Consider the following 14,802-nt stretch of genomic DNA (forward strand, 5'->3'; position numbering starts at 1 on the left):
GCGGCGGTGACCGGGGGAACCTCCACCACCAGGTCCATGCGGTCCATCATCGGCCCGGAGATCTTGCGCTGATAGTCGCTCTGGCAGCGGGGCGCCCGGCCACAGGCGCCGCGGCCCGGGCCGCCGACCCCGCAGCGGCAGGGGTTCATCGCCGCGACCAGCTGGAACCGCGCCGGATAGCGCACATGGGCGTTGGCCCGGGCCACCACCACCTCGCCGGTCTCCAGGGGCTGGCGCAGGCTGTCCAAGGCCTGGGCCGAGAACTCCGGCAGTTCATCGAGGAAGAGGACGCCATTGTGGGCCAGGGAGACCTCGCCCGGCTTGGCCTTCAGGCCGCCGCCGGTCAGGGCCGCCATGCTGGCCGAGTGGTGCGGGGTGCGGAACGGGCGCTGGCGGGTCAGTTCGCCCTTGGCGATCAGGCCGGCCACCGAATGGATCATCGAGGTCTCGAGCAGCTCGGCCGGCGACAGCGGCGGCAGGAGGCCCGGCAGGCGGGCGGCCATCATCGACTTGCCCGAACCCGGCGGCCCCATGAACAGCAGGTTATGGCCCCCGGCCGCGGCGATCTCCAGGGCGCGCTTGGCGTTCTCCTGCCCCTTCACGTCGCGCAGATCTGGCGCGCGCTCGCCCTCCACCACCGGGCCGGCGGTGGGCGGGGCCAGCATCTGGGTTCCGCGGAAGTGGTTGACCAGGGCGATCAGGGACGGCGCGGCCAGGATGCGGGTGTCGCCGGACCAGGCCGCCTCGGCCCCGCAGGCCTCCGGGCAGATCAGGCCCAGCTCCATGCCGCCGGCGGCGACGGCGGCGGGCAGGGCGCCGGCCACCTGGACGATGCGCCCGTCCAGGGACAGCTCGCCCACCGCGGCCCAGCCGTTCAGGGCGTCGGGGGGAATGATGCCCATGGCCGACATGACCGCCAGCGCGATGGGCAGGTCATAGTGGCTGCCTTCCTTGGGCAGGTCGGCCGGCGCCAGGTTGACGATGATCCGTCGGGCGGGAAGGGCGAGACCCAGGCCGGCGAAGGCGGCGCGGACCCGTTCGCGGCTTTCGGCCACCGCCTTGTCGCCCAGACCCACCACCACGAAGGCCACGGCCCCGCCGGTGAGCTGGACCTCCACATCCACCCGCCGGGCCTCAACCCCCTCGAAGGCTACCGTCACCACCCCCGCCACGGCGCGTCTCCCCGTTCGCATCCCCCCGGGCTCAAGGCCTATTTAGGGGCGAATCTATCCACAGAGCGTCGCAGGGCGAGGCTCATATCGGGAACGAAGATAGAACACAATGGGAAGGCGAGGCAATGACCAAACGCAACCTCACCCCACGGCAGCTAGACTATGCCTGAGCACGGATGGCTTCCACACGCTCCCACATCCGTTCGGTGGCGTCCACGCCGGTGAAGGCCTGGAGCTGCCGCGCGCCGGTGGGCGAGGTGACATTGATCTCGGTGAGATAGTCGCCAATCACGTCGATGCCGACGAACAGCAGGCCGCGGGCCTTCAGCTCCGGACCGATGATGTCGCACAACTCGCGATCGCGGGCGGTCAGCTCCACGGCCTCGGCGCGGCCGCCGACCCGCAGGTTGGACCGAATCTGGCCGGCGCCGGGCACCCGGTTGATGGCGCCGACGGGCTCGCCGTCCACCAGCAGGATGCGCTTGTCGCCCTTGGAGACGGCGGGGATGAACTTCTGGGCGATGACCTGCTCGCGGCCGATCAGGGCGTGCAGCTCAAGCAGCGCGTCGAGATTGGGATCGTCGGCCAGCAGGCGGGCCACGCCGGAGCCGCCGCCGCCATAGAGGGGCTTGAGCACGATGTCCCCGTGCTCGGCGCGGAAGTCGTAGATGGCCTCGATGTCGGAGGTGATCAGGGTCGGCGGCTGGACGCCGGGGAAGCTGGTGACGAACAGCTTTTCCGGGGCGTTGCGCACCTCGGTGGGATTGTTCACCACCAGGGTCTTGGGGTGGATGGCGTCGAGAATGTGGGTGGCGGTGATATAGGCCATGTCGAAGGGCGGATCCTGCCGCAGCAGGACCACATCCATCTCGGCCAGGTCCCGGCGCTCCCAGTCCCCGAAGGTCGCGTGGTCGCCCTTGACGTCCTGCACCTTCACCGAACGGCCCCGGGCCATGGCCTTGCCGCTGTCCAGAGACAGGCGGTCAGGGGTGTAGACCCAGAGGCTGTGCCCCCTGGCCTGGGCGGTGAGCATCATCAGGAAGGTCGTATCCCCCGCGATGTTGATCGATTCGAGCGGGTCCATCTGGACGGCGACCTTCAAGGCCATGGCGGGCTCCCCGTGTGACATGCGGCCTTCGACGACCGGGCTTCGGACATAGGCGGGCCGGGGCCTGAACGCCAGACGCCGATGTGCGATCGGTGGGCTTCAGTTGATCTTCAGGCGTACGCGCTCGCGCTGCGCCCGCGCCGCCAGGGCCGCCCCGTGGTCCAGTTCGCTGGCCCGCCCCAGGGCCTCCAGCGCCCCGGCCAGGGCGCCCTGGCCCTCACGTGCTGTCGCCACATCCAGCCACGGCCGATGATCCTTGGGATCGAGCAGGGCGCGCCGTAGGGCCGAGCGCTCGGCCCTGGGGAAGTCGCCCATGGCGGCGGCGGCGGCGAAGATGTTGTTCTGCAGGCGGATCAGCACCTCGCGGTCGTTGGCCGGCGCCATCAGCAGATCCAGGCGGTCAGCCACATTGGGGGTCAGTCCGGCATGGAGGGCGCGGCGGGTGAGTTCAGAGGGCAGCACCACGCGCCCCTCGCTGAAGGGATCCAGGGCCAGGGGGCCGTCGCGGGTCTCGATCCGCAACAGGAAATGTCCGGGAAAGTCGACGCCCTTGACGTTCAGCCCGCCTTGCTTGGCCACATGCAGGTAGAAGATGCCCAGGGACACAGGCATGCCCTTGCGCCGCTGGGCCAGGGCGATGACGTCGGTATTATCCGGGTGCTCGTAGGTGAACAGGTCCCCTGACAGGCGCAGGTCCCCCGACATCGCCTCGGCCAGGGCCTCCTCCGGGCTTTCCCAACGCAAGCGCGCCATCAGGCGCTCGACTCCTGCGGCCGCCAGGTCCCGCACCGCCTGGGGGTCCCGCGTCGGATCCTCATGCAGGGCGCAGGCGATGGCCGCCTCCAGCAGGGGAAAGGCGTTTTCGTCCGTCGTGGTCCCGGCCTGGAGCAGGACGGCCTCGGCCTCGGCCCGCATCATCGCCGCTGGCTCATCAGGCGCCGTTCCAGGCGTCGGGCCGGTGCCGCGGCAGGCGGCCCGGCGCCAGCGCGATCAGGTCCAGGCGCACGGCCAGGTCCTTCAGACGCGGACGGGCCCCCGCCGCGGCCTGGCCGGCCCGGCGCAGGCGGTCGCGCTGCTCCGGGGTCACGGCCGCAAGGGCGGCCTCCAGGGTGGTGCGGCTCTTGACCTCGACCACCGCCAGGACCCGACCCTTCTGGGCCAGCAGATCGATCTCGCCCAGGCGGGTCCGCAGGCGAAAGCCCAGGATGCGATAGCCCTTGGCCATCATCCAAAGAGCGGCCCAGGCTTCGGCCCGGCGCCCCGAACGGCGGGCAAGGGCGCCGCGAATCCGCCGCGCGGCCGTACGTGTCGACGGCACGGGCGTGGTCACTCCGCCTGCTCCGCCTTCAATTCCAGAGCCCGGCGATAGAGGTCCCGCCGCGACAGGCCCAGGGCCCGGGCGACCTCGCCCGCCGCCTCGGCCGGCTTCAGCCGTGAAAGCGCTTCGGCGAGCGCCCGGTCGGCGTCGTCGGCCGTGGCTTCCTCCTCCCGGCCAGGGCCCACGAGGATTACGATCTCGCCCTTGGGCGCCGTCAGGCTGGGATCGGCGGCCAGCACGTCCAGGGGGCCGCGCACCACCGTCTCGTAGAGCTTGGTCAGTTCGCGGCAGACCACCGCCTCGCGGGGGCCGAACACCTGCGCCATGTCGGCCAGGCTATCGCCCAGGCGAGAGGCGCCTTCGAAAAAGACCAGGGTCGCCCGGATGCCGGCCACCTCCTGCAGGAAGGCGCGGCGCCCGGCGGTCTTAGGGGGCGGAAAGCCGGCGAACAGGATGCGGTCCGATGGCAGGCCAGCCACCGACAGCCCCGCCAGCAAGGCCGAGGCGCCGGGAATGGGATGGATGGGAAAGCCGGCCGCCGCGACCTCTCGCACCAGCCGGTAGCCGGGGTCGGAGATCAGCGGCGTCCCGGCGTCCGAGACCAGGGCCACTCGGCCCCCCTGCTCCAGCACCGCCAAGGCCTTGGGCCGCGCCCGTTCGGCGGCGTGTTCGTCGTGTCGCTCCATACGGCCGGAAATCTTGAAGGCCGCCAGCAGCTTGCCGGTCACCCGGGTGTCCTCGGCGAGGATCAGGTCAGCCGCCGACAGCACGTCCAGGGCGCGCAGGGTGATGTCGCGTAGGTTGCCGATCGGCGTCGCCACGACATAGAGCCCTGGCGACAAGGGCTGGTCGGACAGGGGTGGCGGAGCGACAGGGTGAGCCATGGGGGGCAGGGTTCGCCGGTCGGAAGCAGCAAGGCAAGCGTCGCCGTCAGACCAGCAGCCGTCGGGTCACATGGTCAAGCACCAGCCGTCCCGCTGGGGTGGCAGACAACTTAAAGTTGTTATCCCGCAACAACCCCTCCGCCACAAGGCTTTTGACCCGGTCGTGGGTCGGCGAGAGGCCCAAAACAGGCACCTCATGATAGGGCACGCCCGCCTCGATCCGCAGCCCGCTCAAGACGCGCTCCTCGGCCGCCTCGGTAGCTGAGAGCGCCTCCATGAGGGCGAATCCGCGCCCTGATTCGGCGACCTCCTCGATATAGGCGGCGGGCCGCGCCTGCGCCTCGGTGGCGTGGCGGCGACCGACGAGGGTGAGGCGCCCGTGCGCGCCGGGGCCGACGCCCACATAGTCCCAGCCCCGCCAATAGACGAGGTTATGCCGCGAGCGCGCCGCCTCGCCCCGGGCGTGGTTGGACACCTCATACGCCTCGAAGCCGGCGGCGGTGAGCGCCTCCTGAGTGGTCTCGAAGAGCACGGCGGCGGCCTCGTCGTCCGGCGGAATCAGCTGCCCGCGGCGCACCGCCCGGTCGAAGGCGGTCCCGGCCTCAATGGTCAGCTGGTAGGGCGAAATGTGTTCCGCCCCGTAGCTCAGGGCGTCTTCCAGCTCGGCCGCCCAGGCCTGCGGCGTCTGGCCGGGGCGGGCATAGATCAGGTCCAGGGACACCCGGCCGAACGCCCGGGCGGCGACCTCCAGGGCGCGGCGGGCGGTCGCCGCGTCATGATCGCGGCCCAGGAACCGAAGGGCGTCGTCATCCAGAGCCTGGACGCCGAGGGACAGCCGGCCGACGCCGGCCTGAGCGAGGGCTGAGAACCTCCGGGTCTCGCCATCGGTGGGATTGGCTTCCAGGCTGACCTCCAGGTCCGCCGCCGGCGTCCACAGGCGCCGGGCCGTCTCCAGGATCAGGGCCACGGCGTCCGGGTCCATCAGCGACGGCGTCCCCCCGCCGAAGAAGACCGAGACCAGGGTGCGTGGCCCCGTCAGCTCCGCGTGGGCGGTCAGGTCCCGGAGGATCGCTTCCACGAGGGCCGCCTGTTCACCGCGCCGCCCGCGGTCGCGATAGACATTGAAGTCGCAGTAAGGGCAGATCCGCGCGCAATAGGGCCAGTGGACATAGACCCCCAGGGGGCCCCCCTGAGGCGGCGGCCCAGGCTCGGTCAAAGGAGCGCGGCCTTGAGCTTCTCGAAGGCCCGCGCTCGGTGGCTCATGGCGTCCTTGGCCGCAGGCTCCATCTCGCCAAAGGTCAGGGCGCCGCCGTCCGGCGTGAAGAGCGGGTCATAGCCGAACCCCCGCTGGCCCCGCCCGGGGAAGGTCAGCTGGCCGTCCACCCGTCCCTCGACCACCAGCGCTGGCCCGTGGCCTGGCCAGGCCACGGCCAGGGCGCAGGTGAACCAGGCGGCGCGGTCCTCAAGCCCGGTGGCCTGCAGGCGCTCTTCGACCTTGCCCATGGCCAGGCCGAAGTCCTTGTCCGGACCGGCCCAGCGGGCGGAATAGACGCCGGGCGCGCCGTCCAGAGCGCGCACGCTCAACCCGGAATCATCGGCCAGCGCGATCAGGCCTGAACCGCGCGCCGCGGCGCGGGCCTTCAGCAGGGCGTTGCCGACGAAGGTGGTTTCGGTCTCTTCGGGCTCGGGCAGGCCCAGCTCGCCGGCGGTCACCAGGTCGAAGCGGTTTTCCAGGATCGCCGCCAGCTCCCGCGCCTTGCCGGGATTGTGGGTGGCGACCACCAGCCGGGCGCCGGGTTCGAGCTTCAGGGCCATGGCCGTCCTTTCCAATGAGGCCGCGGAGCATAGGCGCCCGCCAGCGCCCTCGCAAACGCTCGCGGCCTGCGCCGGGCTGCGTCTGTCCACATGAAGAATCCGTCACTTCGTTACGTCGATTTAATATCGTTTTTCGATAATTTCCTTGATCGAAAAACGGCATGCCCATATCGAATACCGACATGGAGCCAAGGCGCTCCGCCGCACTTTCCCGCCGCAAGGCGACATACAGAACCTGGAGCTGCCTCATGAACACCTTCCGCGCGTCCAACGCCTTCGACCGTTTCGCCCTGGCCTGCGCTGTCTGCCTCGCCGCCCTGCCGATCCTGACCGTGGTGGCCGGCGCCTCGATCCTCTAGTCTGACGCCAGCGGCCAATCCAAGGGGGGCGTAGCCATGCGGGCGATGGGGCCAGGCTCGGTTTCGAGCTTTCTGAAAATCATCCTCGACGTGGTCTTCGTGGCCCTCTGGATCGGGGTCAGCGTCGCCGGCGTCCTGATGCTGGCGGCCCTGCTCTTCTCCTTCAATCCCGACCTGCTGGCCGACATCTCGGTCACGGCCGGGGGCGAGGAGGTGGTCAACCGGGGCCCGGTGGTGGCTGTGGGCCTGATGGCGGCGGCCGCCTATATGGGCGGGGTGCTGGTGATCGTCGCCCAGCTGCGGCGCATCTTCGCCACCCTGACCGCCGGCGACCCCTTCCACCCGGACAATGTCCGGCGTCTGCGGGTGGTGGGCCTGATCCTCGCGGGCCTGGAGCTGGGACGCTACGCCTTCTGGGCGCTGTCGACCTGGATCCTGCCGGCCTCGGAGGCCGTTGAGCCGACGCTGAGCCTGACGGCCTGGTTCTCGGTGCTGGTGGTCTTCGTGCTGGCCGAGGTGTTTCGCGAAGGCGCCCGCCTGCGCCGCGAAGCCGAACTGACCATCTGAGGAGCCGACCGTGCCGATCCGAGTGCTTCTCGACCGCGTGCTGCTGGAGCGGCGCATGTCGCTTACCGAACTGGCCGATCGGGTCGGGGTGACCATCGCCAACCTGTCGATCCTCAAGACCGGCAAGGCCCGGGCCGTGCGTTTCTCCACCCTGGCGGCCCTGTGCCGCGAACTCGACTGCCAGCCGGGCGACATCCTGCACTACGAGCCCGGCCCGGCCGACGAGGGCTTCGAGGACGACGACGAGACCTGAGCCCCCGCTCGTGTTGCGTCGCCACAACACATCCCCGTGATATTGCGTCACGGCCGTCAGAAATTTGCCGACTGCCGTTGCAGGGTGGGGGCTCTGGTCCTATATGCGATGCAACATTGTTGCACTGCACACTGAAAGGGGCAGAACATGTTCGCCAAGCTCCAACGTCTGATCGCCCGCTTCATGGCTCCGCTGGCCTATGAACTGGGCCGCATCCCGGCCACCGCTCAGCGGAACCTGCTGATCGGCTTCTAAGCCAGGCGCTCTCTCCAGAGCCCGACCCAAGATAGAAGAACGGCCGGATGCGCACCCCGCATCCGGCCGTTCTGCGTTTCAGCGTGGGCGACGGCGCAGCGCCACCTACTCCCCATCATGGTCGGGCCCTCCCCGACCATCCATGAACACCGAGCCAGCCGCCGTGCGCATGGACCCTCGGATCAAGTCCGAGGGTGACGAGCGTGGAGTGGCAAGGACGCGTGCGCCCCCAAAGACCTGCGCCTCAGCGGGCGACAGCGGCCCGCTGCATCTCGAACAGTTCGCCCATGCCCTTGCGGGCCAGGCCGAACAGGGCCTCGAACTCGGCCTGGGTGAAGCCGCGCTTCTCGCCGGTGGCCTGGATCTCGACGATGTCGCCGGCCCCGGTCAGCACGAAGTTGGCGTCGGCCTCGGCGTCGGAATCCTCCTCATAGTCCAGGTCGAGGACGGGGACGTCCTGGTGGACGCCGCAGCTGACCGCGGCCACCTGGTCGAGGATCGGGTCGGCGGTGATCAGGCCCTCGTCCATCAGGTAGCGGGTGGCCAGGCGCAGGGCGACCCAGGCGCCGGTGATGGAGGCGGTGCGGGTGCCGCCATCGGCCTGGATCACGTCGCAGTCGAGGGAGATCTGGCGTTCCCCAAGGGCTTTCATGTCGGTGATAGCCCGCAGGGAGCGGCCGATCAGGCGCTGGATTTCCTGGGTGCGGCCAGACTGCTTGCCCTGGGCGGCCTCGCGGCGGCCGCGGGTGTGGGTGGCGCGGGGCAGCATGCCGTACTCCGCCGTCACCCAGCCCTGGCCGCGGCCGCGCAGGAAGGGGGGCACCCCCTCCTCCAGGCTGGCGGTGACCAGCACCTTGGTGTGGCCGAAGCTGACCAGGCAGGAGCCTTCGGCATAGCGGTTCACCCCGGTCTCCAGGGTGACGGCGCGCAGCATGTCGGGGGCGCGTTGCGAGGGGCGCATGGCGAGAACCTTTCCTGAGGTCGTATCGGACGTGGTATCGAGGCCGCACGGGCGCGGCGTGACTTGCACGGACGTGGCGCGCGCTTATCCTAAAAACCGACCGGCCCGTCCATGGGCCGCCCGCAACTCGCTCACATCACACCTCGCTCGCACCCTTAAGGCCCTGGCCGCCGATCGTGACCACACCACTGCTCTCCCGCGGGCCCTCGCTCGCCGAACTGGACGAGCGGGCGCGCGACATCTTCCGCCGCATCGTCGAGAGCTATCTCGACACCGGCGAGCCGGTCGGCTCGCGCACCCTGTCCCGCGGCGGGGTCTCCCTCTCGCCCGCCTCCATCCGCAACACCATGCAGGACCTGACTCAGCTCGGCCTGCTGGGCGCGCCGCACATCAGCGCCGGGCGGCTGCCGACCCATGCGGGCCTGCGCCTGTTCGTCGACGGCCTGCTGGAGGTCGGCGATGTGGGGGAGGATGAGCGGCGGCTGATCGAGACGCGCCTGCGGGTGCAGGGCCGCAGCTTCGAAGAAGCCCTGAACGAGGCGTCTTCCCTGCTGTCGGGCCTGGCCGGCGGAGCCGGCGTGGTGGTGACCCCGGTGCGCGACGCCGAGGTCAAGCATGTGGAGTTCGTGGCGCTGGGCGGCGACCAGGCCCTGGCGGTCATGGTCTTCGAGGACGGGGTGGTGGAAAACCGCCTGATGGCGCTCGGCGCCGGGGTGACGCCCTCCTCCCTGCAGGAGGCCTCCAACTTCCTCAACACCAAGCTGCGCGGCAAGACCCTGGACGACGCCCGCAGCGAGGTCAGCCTCGACCTGGACCGCTCGCGCCAGGAGCTGGACACCAAGGCCGCCCGGCTGGTCGAAGACGGCCTGGCCGCCTGGGGCGGCGGCGAAGGCTCCGACCGCGCCCTGATCGTGCGGGGACGCGCCAACCTGCTGGGGGACCGCGAGGCGCTCGAGGACCTGGAGCGGGTCCGCATGCTGTTCGACGATCTGGAGCAGAAGGAACAGCTGATCGGCCTGTTGGACGGGGTGCGCGAGGCGCAAGGGGTGCGCATTTTCATCGGCGCCGAAACACGACTCTTCTCGCTTTCGGGTTCCTCCGTCATCGCCGCACCCTATATGACGGGCCGACAGAAGGTTCTGGGCGCGATCGGGGTGATCGGCCCGACCCGCCTGAACTACGCCCGGATCATTCCGTTGGTGGACTACACCGCCAAGGTTCTGGGCCAGGTGATGAACGCGTAAGGAAAGAAGCATGACCGACGATCACACGCCGGCCGAAACCGAAGCCGTCGCCGACGCCGCCATCGAGATGATGGAGGCCCTGAAGGCCGAGAACGCCTCCCTCAAGGAGCAGGTGCTCCGCTTCGCCGCCGAGGCCGAGAACACCAAGCGCCGGGCCGAGCGTGAGGCCAATGACGCGCGCGCCTACGCCATCCAGAAGTTCGCCCGCGATCTGCTGAGCGCCGCCGACAGCCTGTCGAGGGCCACGGCCGCGGCGCCGGCCGATCTCGAGGACCCGGCGGTGAAGAACTTCGTGCTGGGCGTCGAGATGACCGAGAAGGCCCTGCAGAGCGCCTTCGAAGGCAATGGGCTGAAGAAGATCGACCCGTCCCGCGGCGAGAAGTTCGACCCCCACAAGCACCAGGCGATGATGGAGCAGGCCGCCGAGGACATCGGGGCCGGCGGCGTCCTGCAGGTGCTGCAGACCGGGTATGAGCTGTTTGGCCGCATCGTGCGTCCGGCCATGGTGGTCGTGGCGGCCAAGGGCTCGGGTCCTGAGACCAGCGCCCCGCAGGCCGACGGCGCGGGCGGCAATCCCTATGCGGCCGACGACAGCGGCGAGGCCGGCGGCGCGGTGGACACCAAGGCCTGATCCGATAAGCCCCTGGCGCAGTCGCCAGGGGCTTTCGCCTGCCCAGCAAATGAGTAAAGTCCCAAGTCCCTTCCATCGGGGGGCGCCGGGGAATCGCCCTTCCGGCGCATGGAGGTTCGGACCGCAACATGAAGCTTACCATCGAACGGGCGGCGCTCCTGAAGGCGCTGGGTCACGTGCAGAGCGCCGTCGAGCGCCGCAACACCATCCCGATCCTGTCCAATGTACTGCTCTCGGCCGAGGGCGATCGGCTGAGCTTCTCGGCCACGGACCTGGACCTGGAGATCATCGACGAGGCCCTGGCCCAGGTCGATCAGCCCGGCCAGATCACCGCGCCGGCCCACACCCTCTATGAGATCGTCCGCAAGCTGCCCGAGGGGGCCGACGTCTCCCTGAGCTTCACCGGGGAGGACCCCCGCCTGACGGTCCAGGCCGGGCGCTCGCGCTTCAACCTGCCGGTGCTGCCGGCCGGCGACTTCCCGGTCATGTCGGCCGAGGGCCTGTCGGCCCGCATCGGCGTGGACGTGAACGAGCTTATCCGCCTGATCGACAAGACCCGCTTCGCCATCTCCACCGAGGAGACCCGCTACTATCTCAACGGGCTCTATCTGCACGTGGTCAATGACGGCGGCATCCAGAAGCTGCGCGCCGTGGCCACCGACGGCCACCGTCTGGCGCTCGCCGAAATGCCCGCCCCGGAAGGTTCGGTGGGCGCGCCGGGCGTCATCGTGCCGCGCAAGACCATCGGCGAGGCCCGTCGCCTGCTGGATGACGCCGGCGAGCAGATCGACCTGCAGCTCTCGCCCCAGAAGGTTCGCTTCGAGCTGGGCGCCACGGCCCTGACCTCCAAGGTCATCGACGGCTCCTTCCCCGACTATGGCCGGGTGATCCCCAAGGACAACGACCGCATCCTGCGGGTGGACAACAAGCTGTTCGCCAAGGCCGTCGACCGGGTGGCCACCATTTCAGCCGAGAAGAGCCGTTCGGTGCGCATGGCCATCGAGCCCGGCCGGATCATCCTGACCGTCCGCAACATGGAGGCCGGTCAGGCGGTCGAAGAGATCGAAGCCGACTATTCGGGCGACTCCTTCGAGCTGTCGTTCAACGCCCGCTACATCCTGGACGTCACCGACCAGATCACCGCGCCGGAGGCCGAGTTCCGCTTCGGCGGCCCCAACGATCCGGCCCTGGTGCTCGATCCGAGCGACGGCGACGTCCAGTATGTGCTGATGCCCCTGCGGGTCTAGAGCGCGTTCCGATAAGTGGGAACCGGTTATCGGATCAAAACGCGCTCAAGTTTCAAAGTTTAGAGCCTGATTCAACGATCAGACGGCACCGTCTGATCGCATCAGGCTCTAGGCTTCGGCCTCAGCCCGAAGACGCCGGGCCGCCTCGACCATGGCGGCCACGGCGGGCTTCACCTCGGCCCAGCCGCGGGTCTTCAGGCCGCAGTCGGGATTGACCCACAGCTGCTCGGGCGACAGCCGCTGGCCCGCCAGGCGCAGCAGGTCGGCCATCTCCCCAACTGACGGCACCCGCGGCGAGTGGATGTCGTAGAGGCCAGGGCCGATCTGGGCCGGGTAGCGGTAGTCGGCGAAGGCCTCAAGCAGCTCCATCTGAGACCGCGCCGTCTCGATGGAGATGACGTCGGCGTCCATCTGGCCGATGGCGTCGATGATCTCGTTGAACTCCGAATAGCACATGTGGGTGTGGACCTGGGTCGCAGGCCTCGCCACCGCGGCGCTGAGCCGGAAGCACGCCACCGTCCAGTCCAGATGCGCAGCCTGCTCGGCTCGGCGCAGCGGCAGGCCCTCGCGCAGGGCCGCCTCGTCGATCTGGATGATCGCAGCGCCCGCCGCCTCCAGGTCGGCCACCTCGTCGCGGATGGCCAGCGCGATCTGACGGCAGGTCTCCTGGCGCGGGATGTCGTCGCGGACGAAGGACCACTGCAGGATGGTCACTGGCCCGGTCAGCATCCCCTTCACCGGCCGGCGCGTCAGGGACTGGGCGTAGCGCCACCAGTCGACGGTCATGGCCTGCGGCCTCGCCACATCCCCATAGATGATCGGCGGGCGCACGCAGCGCGAGCCATAGGACTGCACCCAGGCATGCTCGGTGAAGGCGAAGCCCGACAGCTGCTCGCCGAAATACTGGACCATGTCGTTGCGCTCGAACTCCCCATGCACCAGCACGTCGAGGCCTGCGCTCTCCTGCCAGCGGATCGCCATGCGGGTCTCGGCCTCCAGGAAGGCCTGATAGGCGCCGGGCTCGAGCCGGCCCCTGGCTTCGTCGGCGCGCGCCTTTCGCACCGCCTGGGTCTGGGGAAAGGAGCCGATGGTGGTGGTGGGATAGGCCGGCAGGTTCAGGGCCTGGGCCTGCAGGGCCAGGCGTTCGGCCACGGGCGCGTCCCGGTCCGCCATCTGCGGCGTCACCGCCGCCATCCGGGCCTGGACCGCCAGGTCGCGGACCTTGGGCGAGGCCCGGCGGGCGGCCTGGGCGGCGTCCGACGCGGCCAGGGCCTCGGCCACGGCGCCGCGCCCCTCGTTCAGGGCGCGGGCGAGGATGGCCAGCTCCTCCAGTTTCTGCACGCCAAAGGCCAGCCAGCTTGCCACCTCGGGATCGAGCCTGGTCTCGGCGGAAAGATCGATGGGGGCGTGCAGCAGGGAACAGGACGGGGCCAGCAGGATCCTCCGGCCGCTGGCGACCACCGGTTCAAGCCGGTCCAGCAGGGCGGCGAGGTCGGCCCGCCAGACATTGCGCCCATCCACCACGCCCAGCGACAGGACGAGGTCCGGGCAGGCCCTGGCCAGGGCCTGGTCCAGGTCGCCGGGCCCCCGCACCAGATCCAGATGCAGTCCCGCCACGGGCAGGGACAGGGCCAGGTCGAGATTGTCGTCCAGGCCCGCAAAATAGGGGGTGAGCATCAGCCTCAGCCCTGGCGCGGCCTCCGCCAGGGCTCCATAGGCGCGGGCGAAGGCGGCGCGGTCCTTGTCGTCGATGTCGAGCGCCAGGGCCGGCTCATCCATCTGCACCCAGTCGGCGCCGGCCGCCGCCAGCCGCCGCAGGATCTCGCCATAGACCGGCAACAGGCCGTCCAGCAGGCCGCGGGGGTCCGAGCCATCCCGGGCCTTGGCCAGCTTCAGCCAGGTCACCGGGCCGATCAGCACCGGCCGGGTGTGGCGACCCTCGGCTCGGGCCTCGAGGAACTCGTCCACCGGCTTGGTGGAGGCGAGCGCGAAGGTCTGACCGGCGGCCACCTCGGGGGCCAGGTAGTGATAGTTGGTGTCGAACCACTTGGTCATTTCACAGGCCGTGGCGTCCTGGCCACAGCAGCCGGTCTCCTGCTCGCCCGACCGGGCCCCGCGGGCCATGGCGAAATAGAGCGCCAGCCCCTGAGCGCCTGTGAAGCGCGGCGGGACGGCGCCGACCATCAAGGTGGCGTCGAGCACCTGGTCGTAGAGGGAGAAGTCGTTGCTGGGCAGGATGTCGACCCCCAGCTCGGCCTGGCGGGCCCAGCCCTCCTGGCGGAGGTCGGCGGCGGTCTGCAGGAGACCAGCCTGATCGAGGCGGCCGGACCAGAAGCGTTCGAGGGCTGTCTTGAGCTGGCGGCGGGGGCCGATGCGGGGAAAGCCCAGATTGGCGACCAGGACGGGTTGAGCGGCGGGCATGGGATCTCCTTCGCCGGCGCAGCACGCGCAGGCGGGACTTTGAGGGCTGGGATCTGGAGGCGGGTCTGGGGAGCGCGGGCCGACGGCTTAGGTGCGCCGACGGCCCCATCGCATTCGACGTGGGGTCGGGATCAGCTTCGGCTCTGGCGAAGGCGCCATGGCGGCCTCCCGTTCAGGTCAAGGACAGGACGGAGGCTTTGCGGCAGGCGCGGGCGGGCGCAGGGATCGCCGTGAGACGAGAGTCCGGGCGTGCGCACGATGCGACCCGCCGGGACCCCCCGCCCGTGGACGTTATCTGACGCGGCAGGTCTCCTGGCTCGCGGGTCGAAGCGGCTGTCTGGCCTTCCCGACGGGGTCTCCGTCAGTGACACGATCGACAGCCGCTCGCCGCTTACAGTTGCGGGGACAGCTCCGGAGTCGGGGCATGGCAAGACCCTCACCGGATTCCCTCTTAGCTCCGGGTCCGAAGACCCGCAGAACCGCGACCCTGTCACCTAAGCCCAGGACGGAACCCGCGTCAAGAGACACATAAAGATATCCTTATGCGATTATACGCCATGGCTGACC

At 69.8% G+C, this 14,802-nt stretch carries 14 protein-coding genes and 1 riboswitch; of the genes, 5 read left to right on the forward strand and 9 right to left on the reverse strand.

The genetic code is table 11. The annotated features are described in order from the left end of the window. The 7 genes from V7702_RS08085 to rdgB form a co-directional block, all read right to left on the reverse strand. A partial coding sequence (locus V7702_RS08085) for a YifB family Mg chelatase-like AAA ATPase (RefSeq protein WP_335649604.1) occupies positions 1-1,172 on the reverse strand: 1,172 nt, incomplete at its 3' end. Between the two features lie 160 nt (positions 1,173-1,332). After that, a complete protein-coding gene (gene gshB, locus V7702_RS08090; RefSeq protein ID WP_335649605.1) occupies positions 1,333-2,280 on the reverse strand; it encodes a glutathione synthase in 948 nt (315 codons plus the stop codon). Between the two features lie 99 nt (positions 2,281-2,379). Next, positions 2,380-3,198 carry a SirB1 family protein gene (locus tag V7702_RS08095; protein WP_335649606.1) on the reverse strand — a complete coding sequence of 273 codons (819 nt, stop codon included), beginning with the start codon at positions 3,196-3,198 and terminating at the stop codon, positions 2,380-2,382. A gap of 13 nt (positions 3,199-3,211) precedes the next feature. Further along, positions 3,212-3,610, reverse strand: a complete 399-nt coding sequence (locus tag V7702_RS08100) for a YraN family protein (RefSeq protein WP_335649607.1) — start codon at positions 3,608-3,610, stop codon at positions 3,212-3,214. Continuing rightward, positions 3,607-4,482: a 16S rRNA (cytidine(1402)-2'-O)-methyltransferase gene (rsmI, locus tag V7702_RS08105; RefSeq protein WP_335649608.1), complete on the reverse strand. Its 876-nt coding sequence runs from the start codon at positions 4,480-4,482 to the stop codon at positions 3,607-3,609. Before rsmI ends, V7702_RS08100 begins: the two co-directional genes overlap by 4 nt. 46 nt (positions 4,483-4,528) lie before the next feature. Beyond that, the gene (gene hemW, locus V7702_RS08110) at positions 4,529-5,698 is read right to left on the reverse strand and encodes a radical SAM family heme chaperone HemW (RefSeq protein WP_335649609.1); all 1,170 of its coding nucleotides are present in this window, start codon (positions 5,696-5,698) and stop codon (positions 4,529-4,531) included. After that, a complete protein-coding gene (gene rdgB / locus V7702_RS08115) occupies positions 5,695-6,297 on the reverse strand; it encodes an RdgB/HAM1 family non-canonical purine NTP pyrophosphatase (protein ID WP_335649610.1) in 603 nt (200 codons plus the stop codon). The genes hemW and rdgB overlap by 4 nt, the downstream gene beginning before the upstream one ends. A gap of 395 nt (positions 6,298-6,692) precedes the next feature. On the opposite strand from rdgB, the gene V7702_RS08120 reads away from it, so the two are divergent. Further along, positions 6,693-7,223: a DUF2975 domain-containing protein gene (locus tag V7702_RS08120; RefSeq protein ID WP_335649611.1), complete on the forward strand. Its 531-nt coding sequence runs from the start codon at positions 6,693-6,695 to the stop codon at positions 7,221-7,223. A 10-nt stretch (positions 7,224-7,233) separates the two neighbouring features. Then, on the forward strand, positions 7,234-7,476 hold the full coding sequence (locus V7702_RS08125; protein WP_300577860.1) for a helix-turn-helix domain-containing protein: 243 nt from the start codon (positions 7,234-7,236) through the stop codon (positions 7,474-7,476). Between the two features lie 499 nt (positions 7,477-7,975). On the opposite strand, the gene rph is transcribed toward V7702_RS08125, so the two are convergent. Continuing rightward, the gene (rph, locus tag V7702_RS08130; protein WP_335649612.1) at positions 7,976-8,692 is read right to left on the reverse strand and encodes a ribonuclease PH; all 717 of its coding nucleotides are present in this window, start codon (positions 8,690-8,692) and stop codon (positions 7,976-7,978) included. 173 nt (positions 8,693-8,865) lie between these two features. Between rph and hrcA the strand changes: the two genes are divergently transcribed. The 3 genes from hrcA to dnaN all read left to right on the forward strand — a co-directional run bounded on the left by hrcA (position 8,866) and on the right by dnaN (position 11,814). Next, complete coding sequence (gene hrcA / locus V7702_RS08135) at positions 8,866-9,936, forward strand: heat-inducible transcriptional repressor HrcA (RefSeq protein ID WP_335649636.1); 1,071 nt, start codon at positions 8,866-8,868, stop codon at positions 9,934-9,936. Positions 9,937-9,946: 10 nt separating this feature from the next. Next, entirely contained in the window at positions 9,947-10,567 is a 621-nt protein-coding gene (gene grpE / locus V7702_RS08140) for a nucleotide exchange factor GrpE (protein ID WP_335649613.1), read from the forward strand. A 128-nt stretch (positions 10,568-10,695) separates the two neighbouring features. After that, a complete protein-coding gene (dnaN, locus tag V7702_RS08145) occupies positions 10,696-11,814 on the forward strand; it encodes a DNA polymerase III subunit beta (protein WP_335649614.1) in 1,119 nt (372 codons plus the stop codon). A gap of 108 nt (positions 11,815-11,922) precedes the next feature. Here the strand turns inward: dnaN and metE are convergent, their stop codons facing one another. Next, positions 11,923-14,235 (reverse strand): 5-methyltetrahydropteroyltriglutamate--homocysteine S-methyltransferase, encoded by a 2,313-nt coding sequence (metE, locus tag V7702_RS08150; protein WP_335649615.1) that lies wholly within the window; start codon positions 14,233-14,235, stop codon positions 11,923-11,925. Positions 14,236-14,520: 285 nt separating this feature from the next. Next, positions 14,521-14,734, reverse strand: a riboswitch (cobalamin riboswitch). Positions 14,735-14,802 lie beyond the last annotated feature (68 nt).

Source organism: Phenylobacterium sp., from assembly GCF_036963605.1.
Taxonomy (GTDB): domain Bacteria; phylum Pseudomonadota; class Alphaproteobacteria; order Caulobacterales; family Caulobacteraceae; genus Phenylobacterium.